The sequence below is a fragment of the Rothia sp. 110740021-2 genome, assembly GCF_054263775.1.
The window spans coordinates 46,833-63,820 of the sequence record NZ_JBSZFE010000002.1 but is presented as its reverse complement, the minus strand read 5'-3'; the positions used below and the strand labels follow the sequence as shown (position 1 = coordinate 63,820).

Below are 16,988 nucleotides of genomic sequence, written 5' to 3'. Positions count from 1 at the left end.
GGGCTTTTCTTATGGGCTGGGTTTTCTGCGGGCGGGGCTTGGCTTGTAGGTGTGGTTCTGCTGCTGCCTGTCAGATACGCCGCTGCACCCGGCACGCTAGGGGAGAGGGGTGCCGTTCCATTCCCTGTTGATTCCCGTTTTAAATTCTGCATCCTGCCGCCTGTGGTCTAGGATGGTTAGGTACATTTATCTTTTTCAGGAGAGCCCGTGACCCTCTACACCGCTTTGAGCGAGGTCCCCGCCGGCTACGGCCCCTCGGTCGTGACCATCGGCAATTTTGACGGCGTGCACCGTGGACATGCCCGCGTGATTTCGCGCGTGGTCTCCCTTGCTGAAGAGCAGGGTTTGAGCTCTATCGCGGTCTCTTTTGACCCGCACCCGATGCAGGTGCACCGTCCCGAGGTAACCCACCACGACATTATGGGCCAGGGCTCGCGCCGCTACTTTATGTGCCTGCTGGGTCTGAACGACTACCTGCTGTTGAACTACAATTTGGAGTTCGCTTCGCAGACCCCCGAAGAGTTCGTGAAGTCCACCTTCGTGGATGCGCTGAATGCGCGTTTCGTGGTCATCGGTGACGACGTGCGCTTTGGTAACAACAACTCGGGCGACCTGAACACCATGCGTGAGTTGGGCGAGAAGTACGGCTTTGAGGTGGTTGTCGTTGAGGATCTGATGGTGGATGAGAACACCCGCTGCTCTTCGACCCGCATTCGTCAGCTACTGCTGGAGGGCGATATGCCTGCTGCCACCGAGCTGTTGGGTCGGCACCATATGATGGCTGGCGAGGTCGTGCACGGTCTGGCGCGCGGCCGCGAGTTGGGTTTCCCGACTGCGAACCTTGAGTTTGAGGCGCGCGGATTGATTCCGGCCGATGGCGTGTACGCCGGCTGGCTGGTGGATGAGGCGGGTAACCGTCACCCCTCCGCTATTTCGGTGGGTACAAACCCGACCTTTGACGGTATTGAGCACCGCCAGGTTGAGGCGCACGTGATTGACCGCCCCGAGGAACGCGTGGAGGATTTCAACCTGTACGGTCAGCATGTGCTGATTGAGTTCGTGAAGCGTCTGCGCCCCATGGTGGCGTACACCGGTGTTGAGGCGCTGATTGAGCAGATTAATGATGATGTGGTGCAGACCCGCGAGGTGCTGGCTGAGGACGTTAGAAGTTACTGCCCGCCGGAGTGCCCGGTGCAGGCGGAAGTAAAGTAGCCCCACTGCTCATCTATGAGCGGCGTCCTGCGCTCATGCCCCTGTGATAACAGCTTGTAGCCCCGGCGGCAGATTTTTGAATCTGCCGCCGGGGCTTTTGTGCACCGGACTGGGTATCTTTCCGCGCCTGACCTGCTGCGCCGCCCGTGAAACATCCTGTGTTGTCAGTCTTTACGTCCTATGTCGCCCGCGAGGTATCCCTGTTTTAGTCGCCCCGGTTTTAAGAGAAGATAGAGTCATGGAAAAAATGAACGTCGAATCCTTCAACCTCGACCACCGCGCGGTAGCAGCACCCTACGTGCGTATCGCAGACCGCAAGGTCCTGCCCGGTGGCGACACCCTCATCAAGTACGATATCCGCTTCACCCAGCCGAACACCGCGCATCTGGAAATGCCCACCGTGCACTCCATCGAGCACCTGAGTGCCGAACATATGCGCAACCACACCGACCGTCTGATTGACTTCTCCCCGATGGGTTGCCAGACCGGTTTCTACGCGCTGACCCTGGGCCTGGAGCCCGAGGAGTTCTTCCCCATCCTGGAAGCAACCCTCAACGATATCCTCAATGCGACCGAGGTTCCGGCAGCGAACGAGGTGCAGTGCGGTTGGGGCGCCAACCACACCCTCGAAGGTGCGCAAGTTGCGGCTCGAGAGTTTCTCGCGGCACGCGATGAGTGGGCGCAGGTGATGGCGTAATGAGTGCACAGATTCCCGACGCTTTCGCATCCGCCTTCAACCCGGTGGACTTTGATCCGAATGCTTTCGACCCGGCTGAGGCGTTCAACAGCATGTTTGAGCTGATGGACGGCATGTCCAACGCCATTATTATTCAGGTGGCTATGGATGAGGAGCTCGCGCCTTTCCTGAAGATGACCGAGGAACTGCAGCCCTCCTTCACCGAGGGCGCGGCGGTATTCCACCCGCGCTACCTGCAGGTGGGCGAGGACCAGGTTCCGCTGCTGCTGGTTCGCTCCAAGATTGGTCTGGTGAACGCGGCGAGTGCCGTCACCGAGGCAATCAGCTACTCCTCGAATTGCCTGGGCGTCATTAGCGCAGGTACCGCAGGCGGTTTGGCTCGCGGCATTAACGTGGGCGATGTGCTGATTGGTGAGAACTACACTTATACTGATGCCGACGCGACTGCGTTCGGTTACGCACGCGGCCAGGTTCCCGGCATGCCCGAAAGCTACGACGGTCAGGCGGACGAGTGGCAGGATGCTCTGGAGCATGCGCTCGCCGCATTGGAGCCGGTGCGTGAGCAGTCTGAGAGCGCGTGGGAGGTGCGCCGCGGCCAGATGCTGGCGGGTAACTCCTTCGTGACCGCCCACAACGTGAAAGACACCCGCGAAGCATTCGAGGGTGCCATCAGCACCGACATGGAGACCACCGCTATTGCGCAGGTCTGCCACAACTACGAGATTCCGTTTATCGGTGTGCGTTGCGTGTCTGATCTGTGCGGCCCGGAGGCTGACCAGGACTTCCACCTCTCCGTGGATGTCGTGGCTCCTCGTTCGGCTCGTTACGCTCTGCAGCTGGCTGCTGAGCTGTGGACCGAAGCGCAGCTGGAGGCGCTGGATCTGGCTCTCTAAAGCTAAATCTCTGAAACTAAAACTCTAAATCTTTTAGAGCATGCGTCGGGATGTGAGCTCGCATTGAGAAGCGCCGGGGCGTGAGCCTAATGGGTTTGCGCCCCGGTCTTTTTTACCTCAGTCTTTCTGTTGCCCGGCTCTTTGATGCACCCGATCCGTGATAAATGCAGAAATATTAATCGTGGTGAATATACATTCTGTGTGTCGTGGAGTACTATGAATGTGGAAACTATCCGATCTCACAGAGGAGTCCGTCGTGAAGTTCTGCCCGACTCTCGCCTCCGTCACCGGTCTGCTCGGTGGCTACAAGGTTGCATCTAGCACTGGCGTCCGCCCGCTCGGTGGCGCTGTCCTGGCACTGTGTGGTGCCGTGGCTTACAAGAATTGGAAGCGTAAGGCTGGCGCAGGCCGTGCCACCTTCCTCACCGCTCTCTACCTCGGAGCGTTCGGCGCCGCTCATCCGCTCGCCAAAAAGCTTGGCGCGTGGCCTGCAGTCTACACTGTGACTGCTGTAACCGCTCTGTGTTCTATCGTCATTGGACGTAAGCGACAGAAGTAGTCTTTGACAAAAAAGACGGCGGAAAGGCAACGTTGCCTTCCCGCCGTCTTTTGCGTTCCCTCCCGCCGTGCAGGCTGGGAGCGGATGCGTCGGGGCGACGCGCGAAGACAACACCTTCTCGCAACGCCCCATCACTCGATGGGGAGTGAACCAGTCGGTGCCGCGCTAGACCACCTGCGAACTGCTATAGCACAGGCAAGCTCAGCACCGCCCGATACGTTTCCCCGCCATAAGCGGGTACACCCCACGAGGTAAAGGAAAAGAAGAAGATGAATACCACTCCGGACTCATCCCCGGTACAGCAGGGAGCAGTAGCCCCCGAGAGCCCGCAGTTAGCGCGTGGACTCTCCCTGCGCCATATCATGTTCATCGCCCTCGGCTCCGCCATCGGCACCGGCCTGTTCTACGGCTCGGCATCCGCCATTCAGCTGGCGGGCCCCTCCGTACTGCTTGCCTACGTTATTGGCGGCGCGGCAGTGTTCATGGTGATGCGCGCAATGGGCGAACTTGCCCTGGCGCACCCGGTCTCCGGAGCATTCTCCGAATACGCCACCCGATACCTCGGGCGCTGGGCTGGTTTCGTGACCGGCTGGACCTACGCCCTGGAAATGGCGCTGGTCGCCATTGCGGACGTCACCGCCTTTGCCGTGTACATGAAGTTCTGGTTCCCGAACAGCCCCTCCTGGATTTGGATTGTCTCTGTCCTGCTGATTCTGCTCGCCATTAACCTGGCGAAGGTCAAGGCATTCGGCGAGACCGAATTCTGGTTCACCCTCGTGAAAGTCACCGCCATTATCGCCATGATTGTTGGCGGTATCGCCCTACTTTTCGTCGGCGTGCAGGCGCATGATTCGGTGGCACCATCGGTCACGAACCTCTGGTCACTTGAGGGTGGCTTCTTCGCGAACGGATTTACCGGCTTCCTTGCCTGCTTTACCGTGGTGATGTTTGCTTTCGGCGGTATTGAGAACATCGGTATTGCCGCCGGTGAGGCGAAGGACCCGCGCACCTCAATTCCCAAGGCGATTCGCACGGTGCCGTTCCGCATCCTCATCTTCTACATTCTGACCCTGTCGGTCATCATGTCCCTGTACCCCTGGTACTCAGTGACGAAGGCAAACTCGCCGTTCGTGCAGATCTTTGAGGGACTGGGTATTCCGGCTGCTGCTTCGATTCTGAACGTGGTCATCATTACCGCCGCAATCTCTGCGCTGAACGCGGACGTGTACGGTGCCGGCCGCATGATGTACGGTTTGGCGAAGCAGAACCTGGCACCGGCCTCCTTCGCGAAGGTCACCAAAAATGGTGCGCCCTGGATGACCACCATCATCATGGTGCTGGTCATGGCGGTCGGTGTGATCGTGAACGTGCTCTTCGAGAATGCGTTCGAGGTGGTCGCCTCCCTGGCAACCTTCGCGACCGTATTCGTGTGGGTTATGATTTTGCTGGCGCACATCGCGTTCAAGCGCAGTGGTGCTGATATCAAGGTGCAGCCGGTACGCCAGCCTCTGTGGCTGAGCTACCTGGCGTTGGCGTTCATGATCTTTATAGTGGTGCTCTTCGGCTGCTTCGCCGATACCCAGCTGGCGCTGGTGATGGGCGCAATCTGGTGCCTGTTCCTGCTGGGCTACTATCGCCTCGTGGTGGTCCGCGCTCGCGCTGAAGCGTAGAGAAGAGAAGCACAAAGAGCAGAAGCATAAACACTGAATTCTCAACGTCAAGCCCGGTACACGAACCCTGCGTGAGAACCAGGCTGTGAAGCCCGGCGACTGGTAGTGTGATGAGCTACCTGCCGCCGGGATTCTGTTCACCCTTCCACGAAAGTGCCCCGGTAGCGTAGAATGGGAAGAACGCGTCTGCAGTCCGCAGTAGACGACGTGTAGTACAGGGCGTAAGCCCACCCCCGGCGGCAACCGTCCGTACGGGACGTATGCGGTACTAACTCTAGGAGTTAAAAGTGGCACTGGATCCCGCTGTCAAGCAGGCAATCATCAAGGAATACGCAACCCACGAGGGCGACACCGGTTCGCCCGAGGTTCAGATTGCAGTTCTGTCTCGTCGTATCGCCGACCTGACCGAGCACCTGAAGTTCCACAAGCACGATCACCACTCCCGTCGTGGCCTGATGATCCTCGTTGGTCGTCGCCGCAACATGCTCGGCTACCTGAAGAGCGTCGACATCGAGCGTTACCGTTCGCTGATCGAGCGCCTGGGTCTGCGCCGATAAAACAGGAGCGTCTTGACGCTTTTGTGGTGATTAATCGCCTTGAGGCGGTGTGTGCGGACGTGCTGTCAGCACTACCAACCCTCCATCATGGAGGCGGGTAGCGCCAGCGCGTCCGTACTGCCGCGTTGAGGGGCGCATCTTCTACTCGCTAGATTTCAGTGTTAGATTCCAATGCTAGAATCCACAGCGAGTAATCGTGAGAAGATGCCGTCCCACCTGAAAGAAAGAACAGAAGGCCGTGCCGGCACACACGCCGCGGTCCTCGGTAGCGAATTACGGAACAACACCACCCCACAACCTTGCTGACACGCGTCGCGCACACGAAAAGGTAGGGGAGAGGTGCCGTGGTTTCCTATCGAAGGCCGACTCGTGCACCGTACGGCCTGCCAAGAAGAAAGAAGGAACCGTGGAAGGTCCCGAAATCAAGTTTGCCGAAGTCGAAATCGACAACGGCATTCACGGTAAGCGCCACGTGCGCTTTGAAACTGGCCGCCTCGCAAAGCAGGCAGCTGGCTCCGTCCTCGTCACTATCGATGACGAGACCACCCTGCTCTCCGCAACTGCAATCGGCAAGTCTCCCCGTGAGGGCTTCGACTTCTTCCCGCTGACCGTGGATGTGGAAGAGCGCATGTATGCAGGCGGCAAGATCCCCGCATCGTACTTCCGCCGCGAAGGCCGCCCCAGTACCGAAGCAATCCTGGCTGCACGCCTGATTGACCGCCCGCTGCGCCCCGCCTTCACCAAGGGCATCCGCAACGAAGTGCAGGTTGTTGTTACTGTCCTGACCTATGAGCCGGATGAAATCTACAACACCTTCGCAATCAACGCTGCCTCCGCATCGACCTCCCTGTCCGGCGCGCCGTTCAACGGCCCCATCGGTGGTGTGCGCATGGCACTGATTGACGGTCAGTGGGTCTGCTTCCCCAAGTACTCCCAGCTGGAAAACGCTGTCTTCGACATGGCTGTTGCAGGCCGTATCGTCACCAAGGCTGACGGTACCGAAGACGTCGCAATCATGATGGTTGAGGCGGAAGCAACCGACAACTCCTGGAAGCTCATCAAGGAAGACGGCCAGACCGCCCCCACCGAAGAGATCGTGGCAGAGGGTCTGGAAGCAGCTAAGCCCTTCATCGCAGCACTGTGCAAGGCACAGGCTGACCTGGTGGCTCGCGCAGGTAAGCCCGCCCTTGAACTGCCCTTCTTCGGCGGCCACGGCGAGGATGTTGACGCAGCAGTTGAGGCATTCGCAGCAGACCGCCTGGCAGAGGTGTACTCCATCGCTGGCAAGCAGGAGCGCGAAGCAGCAGCTGCTGAGCTGCAGGAAGAGCTCATGGCAGCTCTCACTGGTGAAGGTAAGGAATTCGAAGAGCGCTCCAACGAGGTCTCCGTAGCATTTGCTGCCCTGACCAAGCACGTGGTTCGCCAGCGCATCCTCACCGAGCAGGTCCGTATTGACGGCCGCGGCCTGACCGACATCCGCCAGCTCACCGCTGAGGTTGAAATCCTGCCCCGCGTTCACGGTTCCGCTCTCTTCGAGCGCGGCGAAACCCAGATTATGGGTATCACCACCCTGAACATGCTCAAGATGGAGCAGCAGCTGGACTCCCTCCACCCGGTGAAGTCCAAGCGCTACATCCACCACTACAACTTCCCGCCGTACTCCACCGGTGAGACCGGCCGCGTGGGTTCACCCAAGCGCCGTGAAATCGGCCACGGTGCACTAGCAGAGCGCGCAATCACCCCGGTGCTGCCCTCCCGCGAAGAGTTCCCCTACGCAATCCGTCAGGTCTCTGAGGCTCTGGGCTCCAACGGCTCGACCTCCATGGGTTCGGTTTGCGCATCGACCCTGTCCCTGCTGAACGCCGGTGTGCCGCTGCGCGCACCCGTTGCAGGTATTGCAATGGGTCTGGTCTCTGACGAGGTTGACGGCGAGACCCGCTACGCAGCCCTGACCGACATTCTCGGTGCGGAAGACGCACTGGGCGATATGGACTTCAAGGTTGCAGGTACCTCCGAGTTCGTGACCGCTATCCAGCTGGACACCAAGCTCGACGGTATCCCCGCATCCGTGCTCGCTGGCGCACTGACTCAGGCACGTGAGGCTCGCCTGCACATCCTCGAGGTGCTCGTCAGCGCGATTGACGCACCGGATGAGATGAGCGAGTTCGCACCGCGCATTATTTCCGTGAAGATCCCGGTTGCCAAGATTGGTGAGGTCATCGGCCCCAAGGGTAAGATGATCAACCAGATTCAGGAAGACACCGGCGCAGACATCTCCATTGAGGACGACGGCACCGTGTATATCGGCGCAGCTGACGGCCCCTCCGCCGAGGCTGCCCGTGCGGCAGTAAACGCTATCGCAAACCCGCAGGTTCCCGAGGTCGGCGAACGCTACCTGGGTACCGTGGTGAAGGTGACCGACTTCGGTGCGTTTATCTCCCTGACCCCCGGTAAGGACGGCCTGCTGCACATCTCCGAGATGCGTAAGCTTAACGGCGGCAAGCGCGTTGTTGATGCTGAGGACGTTGTCTCCGTGGGCCAGAAGGTCCAGGTGGAGATCACCAAGATTGATGACCGCGGCAAGCTCTCGCTGGCACCGGTTGTTGAGGGTGGCGACGACGAGTAGTCGTAACCTCTGCTAAACGATGAGGGGCGTTCGGCGCACCCGGTGCGGTTCATTCCCCACCGGATGTACCGGGCGCCCCTTCGCTGTGCTTGTCCTGCATCTTTTGACTCTCACCCGCCCCACCAACTGTGGGACTGCCTACAGGTAGTGGGACAGAAATGCTTACCTTCAGATGTACCTGTTGAAAGGTTCTTCTCTCTATGTCTATTTCCCTACCCGTCGAGCTTGAGGCCATTGCCGAAGAGCTCAACTACGAGCATGGCCGCCTCATCTACGAGGGTGTAGGCGGTAACGAGGTGCGCCGCTCCATCCTGCCCGGTGGCGTACGCGTGATTACCGAAAAAATGCCCGGTACCCGCGGCGTATCTATCGGATTCTGGGTCGGAGTCGGCTCCCGAGACGAAGCCCCCGGCATGCTTGGTTCCACCCACTTCCTGGAGCACCTGCTGTTCAAAGGCACCGGCACCCGCACCGCCCTGGACATCGCATCATCCTTCGATGCGGTAGGCGGTGAATCCAATGCGCTGACCGCTAAGGAACACACCTGCTACTACGCGCGTGTGCTCGACGATGACGCGCCCATGGCGGTGGACGTCATCACCGATATGGTCACCAACGCCCTGCTGGATCCGGCTCATCTTGAGCAGGAACGCGGTGTGATCCTCGAAGAGATCGCCATGGACCAGGACGACCCGACCGACGTTGCTTTCGAAAACTTTGTGGAGCAGCTCATGGGTGAGAACCCGCTGGGCCGACCCATTGGCGGTACCCCGCTGGAGATTACCGAGGTGCCGCGTGACGCCGTGTGGGAGCACTACAAGCGCTACTACACCCCGGACCGCCTGGTTATTTCTGCCGCCGGTTCGCTGGAACACAGCACTATGGTCCGCCTCGTGCTGGAGGCACTGACCCGCTACGGCTGGAACCTACAGGAGGGTGTGGCACCGGCACCGCGTCGCGTACGTACCGACAGCGGCATTGTTCCGCTGAGCGAGCTGCGTGAGGTGGAGAAAGGCTTCGAACAGACCAACATTGTGATGGGCTGCCCGAGCATTATTGCCGGGGATGACCGCCGCTACGCGATGAGCGTACTGACCAGCGCGTTCGGTGCGGGTATGTCCTCGCGTCTGTTCCAGGAGATTCGTGAGAAGCGCGGTCTGGCATACAGCACGTTTGCGTTCTCCGGTGCGTACTCGGACGCCGGCTACTTCGGCATGTACGCAGGCTGCCTACCCGCTAAGACCGAGCAGGTGCGCGAGGTCATGGGCTACGAGTTCGATAAGCTCGCCACCGCCGGTATTACCGAAGAGGAGCTGACGAAGGTCCGCGGCCAGCTGGCTGGTTCCACCGTGCTCGGTAGCGAGGATTCGGGTTCGCGCATGTCCCGCCTGGGCCGCGCCGAGCTGGACTCGGGTCTGTTCACCAGCACCGATGAACTGCTGGAGAAGATCCGTGCGGTCTCTCTGGAGGAGGTGCGCGACCTGGCGGCGTACCTGGGGCAGCAGCAGATGATTACCACCATCGTGCGCTAACGCTCAATGCTTACGGCATAGAATGCCCGTTTCCACACCCCACTAAAGCGGGGAGGGAACGGGCATTTGGTTTGTATCGGTCCTATTGCAGAGGCGTTTCCGAGAAGTGCTTCTGGGGCACTCTGCCGTCCATGCTCTTGACGCTCAGCATGAGCGGCAGAATCGAAAAGCTACCCCAGAACACTACCTCTGAGGGCTACTTCTGCACGCTACTTCTGTGCCTTGGCGATAGCCTCCATCAGCACTTGAGCGTAGAGTTCCTGGCCGGCTGCCTCCGGATGAACACCATCGGAGGTGAGAAGACCATTCTGAGTTTGCAGAGCCTGGCGAATCGCAGAGTTCCAATCCGCAATAATCACACGATTAGAATGCTGAGCCGCAAACTCGTGAATCTTACCGTTCGAGTAGTCAATCCAGGTTAGGTTGCGCGGGCCGTAACCGGTGACCAGCACCAGTTTAGAATCGGCGGGCATAGCCGCCAGAACCTCGTCGAGCTGACCGTCCAGAATGGTCGAGTTCGCGGTCACCGACAGCACGAAGGTCTTACGGATTTGGCCGCTGGCTCCCATGGACTTAATAATCGGCAGAGCCTTGGCGATGGTGCGTCCCTCCGCCGCATCGATGGATGCTTCGGGCATCTTGTCGTACAGCTCGGGGGATACTGCCACCACAATGGAGTCACCCACAATAGTCACCTGTGAAGAGTTCACGGAACCGGTCGCTTCCTTCGAAGCTGAGGGGCTTGCGGAAGCCTTTGTATCCTTACCCGTAGCGCTTGCGCTTGCTGATGCGCTCGCAGCCTGCGCCTCCTGACGTGCCTTCAGACGCTCAACGGCGGCACGCTTGCCATCCTCAACGGACTGCTGGGCGGTAGTCATTGCCGGAGCGGTGTATACCGCCAGACCGGTTGAAGCAGCCGCCACGACAGCCGCAAGGGCGACCGAAACCGGCAGGAACTTAGTGCGCGAGGACTGGAAGGCCGCCACCACACGGTTAGCACTACCTCGGAAACCGTAGCGGCGAATCGGGGTCTCAACCCAGCGGTACGACATCTCTGCAATAACGAAGGTCGCAACAAAAACGCCCGCGTTCACCAGCGGGGAGCGATCCGCGCCCAGCACATAATGCATCACTACAGCAAGCGGCCAATGCCACAGATACAGGCCGTAGGAGCGCTCGCCCACCCAGCGTAGGGGAGCGAAGTTCAGTAGGCGGCGCAACATTTCGGAGGCGCCAGCAAGCATATCGGGTAACATACCCTGAATTACGCCCAGCGCCAACAGGGAGGCACCGAACAGACCCCAGGGAATCGCTCCGGGTGCAGACTCAGGAACCAGAATTGCGTAGGGAATCAGGGCGAATAGGGATAACCAGCTAATCATGACGCGGGCGAAAGCGACCAGACCGAAGGGCTGAGCTACGCGGTACAGTACGGACTGCTGTAGCGGGGGATACAGGGACCAGGGGCGAGCGAACGCCAGCAGGGCGCCGAGTAGCAGACCGTAGAGGTGAGTGTCAGTGCCGTAGTAGATGCGGCTAATGGGGGAGCCGGACATCAGCAGTGCGGTGGCAGTGCTCAGCGACGCAATAATACCAAGCACCATGACCACGCTGAAACGACGCCATGAACGGCGCAACAGTATGCCAGCGCTAACAATCAGCAGGGGCCAGACCACGTAGAACTGTTCTTCCACTGCCAGGGACCAGAAGTTCGTGAAAAGCTCCGGGGAAGTCTGCGCGAAGTAGTCGTTACCGGAAAAAATGGAAATCCAGTTGGACGAGAAGGTCGCCGCACCGGCAAGTTGTCGACCCAGGTTCACCTGAATATCGCCGCCAACGAGCAGGCTGACCGGTCCCATGACCAGAATCAGCAGGGCAATGGCGGGAAGCAGTCGGCGGGCACGGCGAATCCAGAAGCTACCCAGGGCAATTTTGCCGGTGAGTGTACCTTCACGTAGAAGCAGGGAAGTAATCAGGAAACCGGAGATGACGAAGAAAATATCTACGCCGATCATGCCGCCGGGTAGTACGGTGGGCCAGAAGTGGTACACCATCACGAGGAGCACAGCGATTGCTCGCAGGCCGTCCAAACCCGGCAGAATATAACGCCGGTTAGCCTCATCTGGACGCACGGAGGAGGTAAAGAGGGACTTCATACTGTTTGTGTACTCCGTAGGACGGAAATTATAGAAATACTTGCTAATTATATGTTTGTTCCCTTTAGATGACATATAAATACCCGTATATGACGCACATAATACTTCGTTTTTATACTGATGAGGTTCCGCAGGGTATCTCACCCTGTGTGTGCGATGGCGTGCACCGTGCCCACAGAGGGGATAATAGAGGCTGTACGTCACAACCCCCATCGTCGGGGCGCCAACAAGTTACGGAGGAGAGAATCATGACCCACGAGGTTGATGAAAAAATCTGGAAGGTAGCGGTACTCGGTGCTGCGGGCCGCATGGGTTCCGAGGCGGTGCGTGCCGTCAACACCTCCGCAGACATAGACCTGGTGGCGGCGCTGGGCCGCGGCGACGACCTGCAGGAGCTGGTCGATGCCGGGGCAGAGATTGTTATTGACCTGACCGTTCCTGAATCCAGCGAAGCAAATGTGCGCTTCGCGGTGGAGCATGGTATGCACGCTGTGGTTGGTACGACCGGTTGGACCCCCGAACGCCTGGAGTCCCTGAGAGCGCTACTGGCTGAGCACACCGAGGTGGGTGTGCTCATCGCCCCGAACTTCGCGATTGGTTCGATCCTCGCCACCGAGTTTGCGGCGAAAGCGGCACGCTACTTCGAATCTGTAGAAATTATTGAGATTCACCACCCGAATAAGGTGGACGCCCCCTCCGGTACCGCTGTGCATACTGCCCGCAAGGTGGCTGCTGCCCGTACGGAGGCTGGCGTGGGTGTAAGCCCCGATGCCACCACTTCCGATCCTTTGGGCTCGCGTGGCGCAGTGGTCGACGATATTCACGTACACGCGGTGCGTCTGCGCGGCATGGTGGCGCACCAGGAGATTCTGCTGGGAGACCCCGGTCAGCAGCTCGTGATTCGTCATGATTCCTTTGACCGTGCCTCCTTTATGCCCGGCGTGCTGTTGGGTGTGCGTGAGGTGGCGGCGTATCCCGGTTTGAGCGTGGGCTTGGACGCCTACATGGATTTGTCCTAGGAGAGAGTATTGTCTGAACAGACTTCACACGAGGTTTCGTCGGCTCCGTCTGAGGCGCGTAGCCGTGGCCCCTGGTGGACTTCCCTGCGTTTGTGGGCTGTCTGCGCCTGTGCGCTGATGGTGCTGACTGTGCTGATTCTGCCGCTGCCGCTGACGGTGCGTGCTTTGATTTTGGGCGTACTGATTTTTAGCGCCGTCTTCGTTGCGGTGGATGCCGGCGGTTGGGGTAAGACCTTCGCGGCAATGACTTGCGCCCTACTGACCCTGTATTTGGCGCATATTGCGCAACAGGGCTTTGTGATGCTGGCTTCCGGTTCGGTGGCTGGCATTGTGCTTGGTGCGGGTATGATTTTGCTGCCGATTCTGGGCGCGTGGGCGCTGGTGCGTGAGGTGCTTTTCGGCGCCCGTATTCAGCGTATGGCTCGGGAATTGGCGGCTTCGAACGAGCTGGTGGAGGATAACCTGCCGCGCACCCCCTCCGGCCGTGTGGACCGTGAGGCTGCGGCTGCGGAGTTTGAGAGCTTCGCGGAGGCGGTGGAGCAGGAGCCGAATAACTGGAAGGCGTGGTTCAACTTGTCGTGCATGTACGATGCGGGTGGTGAGCGCAAGCGTGCCCGTGCGGCAATGCGTAACGCGTGGGCATTGCGTTCGGGCCGTCAGGCGAAGGCTATTCACTAGGCGTAGCCGCGGTGATTCATTCTCAATGCCGCATATTTTTTTGATGTGTGGTTGATAACGCTGAGGCTTCGCGCCCGGTTTCATAGCCCCTGCGGGTGAACCTTCGCGAAAGTACCGTGGGTTTGAAAGAGTCCGAATAGTAGAACAGATATGAAAACTTATGCGCTCTGTGGCAAAAATCTGCAGTTCGGGCGTACTCTGGACATATGTCTGAGAACCTTTCGAATCCCGGCACTTTTGTTGAACCAGTCTTCGGTCGCCTTCTGACCGCAATGGTAACCCCCTTCGCGAAGGACGGCTCCGTTGACGAAAAGCAGGTCGCAGACCTGGCGAGCTACCTTGTGGAGAATGGCCACGATGGCCTGGTGGTCTGCGGCACCACCGGCGAATACTCCACCATGACCGATGACGAAAACGAGCGCGTCTTCCAAATCGTGAAGGACACTGTTGGTTCTCGAGCAAAGATTATTGCCGGTGTTGGTTCGAACGATACCGCGCATACTATTGAGCTGGCGCACCGCGCCGAAAAGGTTGGTGTGGACGGCCTGCTGGTCGTGACTCCGTACTACAACAAGCCGACTCAGCCGGGTGTCTACGCTCATTTTGCGACCGTTGCGAAGGCAACTGAGACCCCCGTCATGCTTTACGATATTCCGGGTCGTGCGGGCATCCCCATCGCACCCGAAACCTACCATCGCCTGGCAGAAATTGATAGTATTGTAGCGGTGAAAGACGCCAAGGCAGACTTCGGTGCCGCAACCGAAGTCATGGCAACCACCGACCTGCACTACTACAGCGGCGACGACGGACTGACCCTTCCCTGGATGGCAACGGGTGCCGTCGGCCTTGTTTCGGTGACCGCACATGTGGCACCCGCACTCTTCCGTGCCCTGATTGATGCTGTCGTTGCACAGGATCTGGTGGAAGCGCAGCGTCTTCACCTGGAACTGACTCCGATTGTCCGAGCGACCATGGGACGTGCCCCCGGTTGCGTTGCCGCCAAGGAAATTCTTTCCTGGCAGGGTGTACTGGACCAGCCTGTCGTTCGCCTGCCGCACGTACTCTCCGAACCGGATGTTGCCCAGGCGATGCGAGCTGACCTGCTCTCCTCGAGTATCGCTCACACCCTGAAGAACTCCTAAACTTTGATGCCTGCCCAATCACGCAATAGTGCGGGGAGCGCATATATAGAGGATTTTGGCTACCGTCATACCCCGCCTTCGGGGGGGCATGATATAGCCAACGGACGCGGACTCCACACCTAGCAATGGGTGAGGGGTCCGCTCTGACGTATTGCCGCGGTTTACTGCCCAATGATTCGGTCCCCACTCAGGCAGGGACTTAACTTAGGCAGAGGCACCCGTGCAGTACGTCCCCAATACTTTTAATACTTTCGGTGATTTGGACGCACCGGCAGCACTTCCGCAGCCTCGGCACGTGAGAGCCGAACCCGCTGGAGTGCTTGCGGTACGAAGCATCGCCTACGAATCACAGACATCACAAGAAAACATAGAAGAAAGAGGAGACACACGATGAGCGTCTTTGAAGCGAATCTTCCCCTCCCGCCCCGCCTGAAGAAGGACACCCTGCGCGTGGTGCCCCTGGGCGGTTTGGGCGAAGTCGGTCGTAATATGACCGTGTACGAAATTAACGGCAAGCTGCTGATTGTTGACTGTGGCGTGCTCTTCCCCGAAGAGTCCCAGCCCGGCGTGGACCTAATCCTGCCCGACTTCAGCTACATTGTTGACCGTCTGGACGACGTCGTTGCCATGGTTCTGACCCACGGCCACGAGGACCATATTGGCGCGGTCCCCTACCTGCTGCGCCGCCGCCCCGATATCCCCCTGGTTGGTTCCGAACTGACCCTGGCGCTGGTTGAGGCGAAGCTCGCCGAGCACCGCATCAAGCCCTACACCCTCGCGGTGAAGGAGCACCAGGTGGAGCGTTTCGGCCCGTTTGAGTGTGAGTTCGTTGCCGTGAACCACTCGATTCCGGATGCGCTGGCTGTCTACATCCGCACCCAGGCGGGTAAGGTCCTGCACACCGGTGACTTCAAGATGGACCAGCTGCCGCTGGATGGCCGTATCACCGACCTGCGCCACTTCGCCCGCCTGGGCGAGGAGGGCGTGGACCTGTTCCTGCCGGACTCCACCAACGCTGAGGTTCCCGGCTTCACCCCGACCGAGAAGCATATCGGTCCGGTGCTATCGAACGTTTTCCGTGACGCAAGCGGTCGCATTATTGTGGCGTCCTTTTCCTCGCACGTTCACCGAGTGCAGCAGGTGCTGGATGCAGCCGCTGAGCGTGGCCGTAAGGTCGTGCTCGTGGGCCGCTCCATGGTGCGTAACATGACCATTGCTGAGAAGCTGGGCTACCTGAAGGTTCCCGCGAACGTGCTGGTGGACTTGAAGAAGGTCGATGACTATCGCCCCGACCAGATCGTGATGATGTGCACCGGTTCGCAGGGCGAGCCGATGGCGGCACTGTCGCGCATGGCGAACGGTGACCACAAGATTCAAATTGAGCCTGGCGATACCGTGGTGCTCGCATCCTCGTTGATTCCCGGTAACGAGACCAGCGTCTTCCGCATCATTAACGCCCTCATGAAGCTGGGAGCTAACGTGGTGCACAAGGGCAATGCGAAGGTTCACGTTTCCGGTCACGCTGCTGCGGGTGAGCTGCTGTACTGCTACAACATTCTCAAGCCGAAGAACGTTATGCCGGTTCACGGTGAGGTTCGCCACCTGATTGCCAGCGGCGACCTGGCGATGGAGACCGGTGTTCCGAAGAAGAGCGTGCTGCTCTGCGAGTCCGGCACCGTCGTGGATTTGCGCGATGGCGTGGCCTCTGTGGTGGGCGAGGTTCCCTGCGAGTACCTGTACGTTGACGGCCGCTCTGTCGGTGAGGTCACCGAGAGCGATCTGAAGGACCGCCGCATCCTGGGCGAAGAGGGCTTCGTGTCCATTGTGACCGTCATTGACCGCGCAACTAAGCGCGTGGTGACCGGCCCGGATATTCATGCTCGCGGTATCGCTGAGGACGACTCGGTCTTTGACGAGATTGTTCCGAAGATTACTGCCGCTCTGGAGGATGCTCTGCACCGCGCACCGGAGAAGGTGCACACCGTGCAGCAGCTGCAGCAGATTGTGCGCCGCACCATCGGCGCCTGGATTTCTCGCCGTCTGCGTCGCAAGCCCATGATTGTTCCCGTGGTTGTTGAGAACACCTCGAAGGCCGCGAAGAACTAATACTCTGCGCGAGGCTAGCTGCCTGTCATAGCGAAAAGGCGGGGTCGATACGTTGTGTCGGCTCCGCCTGCTGTGTACCTGCAGAACGTATGCGCGAAAGCTACGCGAAAGCGAACGCAGTGGGGGGGGGGGGGGGGGGAG

General features: G+C 59.4%; 13 protein-coding genes. 12 read left to right on the top strand and 1 reads right to left on the bottom strand.

Going from position 1 to position 16,988, the window contains the following annotated elements:
- Positions 1 to 207: 207 nt before the first annotated feature.
- The 8 genes from ACUXHH_RS06250 (at position 208) to ACUXHH_RS06215 (ending at position 9,746) form a co-directional block, all read left to right on the top strand.
- Positions 208 to 1,212 (top strand): bifunctional riboflavin kinase/FAD synthetase, encoded by a 1,005-nt coding sequence (locus ACUXHH_RS06250; protein WP_279742049.1) that lies wholly within the window; start codon positions 208 to 210, stop codon positions 1,210 to 1,212.
- A 238-nt stretch (positions 1,213 to 1,450) separates the two neighbouring features.
- On the top strand, positions 1,451 to 1,909 hold the full coding sequence (locus ACUXHH_RS06245) for an S-ribosylhomocysteine lyase (RefSeq protein ID WP_279754378.1): 459 nt from the start codon (positions 1,451 to 1,453) through the stop codon (positions 1,907 to 1,909).
- A complete protein-coding gene (mtnN, locus tag ACUXHH_RS06240) occupies positions 1,909 to 2,802 on the top strand; it encodes a 5'-methylthioadenosine/S-adenosylhomocysteine nucleosidase (protein ID WP_279742052.1) in 894 nt (297 codons plus the stop codon). The genes ACUXHH_RS06245 and mtnN overlap by 1 nt, the downstream gene beginning before the upstream one ends.
- Positions 2,803 to 3,022: 220 nt before the next feature.
- The gene (locus ACUXHH_RS06235) at positions 3,023 to 3,361 is read left to right on the top strand and encodes a hypothetical protein (protein ID WP_279742053.1); all 339 of its coding nucleotides are present in this window, start codon (positions 3,023 to 3,025) and stop codon (positions 3,359 to 3,361) included.
- Between the two features lie 269 nt (positions 3,362 to 3,630).
- The gene (locus ACUXHH_RS06230; RefSeq protein ID WP_279742054.1) at positions 3,631 to 5,031 is read left to right on the top strand and encodes an amino acid permease; all 1,401 of its coding nucleotides are present in this window, start codon (positions 3,631 to 3,633) and stop codon (positions 5,029 to 5,031) included.
- A gap of 287 nt (positions 5,032 to 5,318) precedes the next feature.
- Entirely contained in the window at positions 5,319 to 5,588 is a 270-nt protein-coding gene (gene rpsO, locus ACUXHH_RS06225; protein ID WP_005507098.1) for a 30S ribosomal protein S15, read from the top strand.
- A gap of 406 nt (positions 5,589 to 5,994) precedes the next feature.
- Positions 5,995 to 8,214 carry a polyribonucleotide nucleotidyltransferase gene (locus tag ACUXHH_RS06220; RefSeq protein WP_279754379.1) on the top strand — a complete coding sequence of 740 codons (2,220 nt, stop codon included), beginning with the start codon at positions 5,995 to 5,997 and terminating at the stop codon, positions 8,212 to 8,214.
- A 200-nt stretch (positions 8,215 to 8,414) separates the two neighbouring features.
- A complete protein-coding gene (locus tag ACUXHH_RS06215) occupies positions 8,415 to 9,746 on the top strand; it encodes a M16 family metallopeptidase (RefSeq protein WP_105360564.1) in 1,332 nt (443 codons plus the stop codon).
- Positions 9,747 to 9,955: 209 nt separating this feature from the next.
- Here the strand turns inward: ACUXHH_RS06215 and ACUXHH_RS06210 are convergent, their stop codons facing one another.
- On the bottom strand, positions 9,956 to 11,902 hold the full coding sequence (locus tag ACUXHH_RS06210) for an acyltransferase family protein (RefSeq protein WP_279754380.1): 1,947 nt from the start codon (positions 11,900 to 11,902) through the stop codon (positions 9,956 to 9,958).
- 248 nt (positions 11,903 to 12,150) lie between these two features.
- On the opposite strand from ACUXHH_RS06210, the gene dapB reads away from it, so the two are divergent.
- From dapB to ACUXHH_RS06190, 4 genes are all read left to right on the top strand, one after another.
- Complete coding sequence (gene dapB, locus ACUXHH_RS06205; RefSeq protein ID WP_279754381.1) at positions 12,151 to 12,921, top strand: 4-hydroxy-tetrahydrodipicolinate reductase; 771 nt, start codon at positions 12,151 to 12,153, stop codon at positions 12,919 to 12,921.
- Between the two features lie 9 nt (positions 12,922 to 12,930).
- Entirely contained in the window at positions 12,931 to 13,599 is a 669-nt protein-coding gene (locus ACUXHH_RS06200) for a hypothetical protein (protein ID WP_279789211.1), read from the top strand.
- Between the two features lie 206 nt (positions 13,600 to 13,805).
- Positions 13,806 to 14,741, top strand: coding sequence for a 4-hydroxy-tetrahydrodipicolinate synthase (gene dapA, locus ACUXHH_RS06195; protein ID WP_279789213.1), 936 nt, complete (start codon positions 13,806 to 13,808; stop codon positions 14,739 to 14,741).
- A gap of 390 nt (positions 14,742 to 15,131) precedes the next feature.
- A complete protein-coding gene (locus ACUXHH_RS06190) occupies positions 15,132 to 16,847 on the top strand; it encodes a ribonuclease J (protein ID WP_279754382.1) in 1,716 nt (571 codons plus the stop codon).
- Positions 16,848 to 16,988: the final 141 nt, after the last annotated feature.

Coding starts and splice junctions, on each gene's coding strand:
- ACUXHH_RS06245 (WP_279754378.1), top strand. CDS start 1,451: ATGGAAAAAATGAACGTCGAATCCTTCAACCTCGACCACCGCGCGGTA.
- mtnN (WP_279742052.1), top strand. CDS start 1,909: ATGAGTGCACAGATTCCCGACGCTTTCGCATCCGCCTTCAACCCGGTG.
- ACUXHH_RS06235 (WP_279742053.1), top strand. CDS start 3,023: ATGTGGAAACTATCCGATCTCACAGAGGAGTCCGTCGTGAAGTTCTGC.
- ACUXHH_RS06230 (WP_279742054.1), top strand. CDS start 3,631: ATGAATACCACTCCGGACTCATCCCCGGTACAGCAGGGAGCAGTAGCC.
- ACUXHH_RS06215 (WP_105360564.1), top strand. CDS start 8,415: ATGTCTATTTCCCTACCCGTCGAGCTTGAGGCCATTGCCGAAGAGCTC.
- ACUXHH_RS06210 (WP_279754380.1), bottom strand. CDS start 11,902: ATGAAGTCCCTCTTTACCTCCTCCGTGCGTCCAGATGAGGCTAACCGG.
- dapB (WP_279754381.1), top strand. CDS start 12,151: ATGACCCACGAGGTTGATGAAAAAATCTGGAAGGTAGCGGTACTCGGT.
- dapA (WP_279789213.1), top strand. CDS start 13,806: ATGTCTGAGAACCTTTCGAATCCCGGCACTTTTGTTGAACCAGTCTTC.
- ACUXHH_RS06190 (WP_279754382.1), top strand. CDS start 15,132: ATGAGCGTCTTTGAAGCGAATCTTCCCCTCCCGCCCCGCCTGAAGAAG.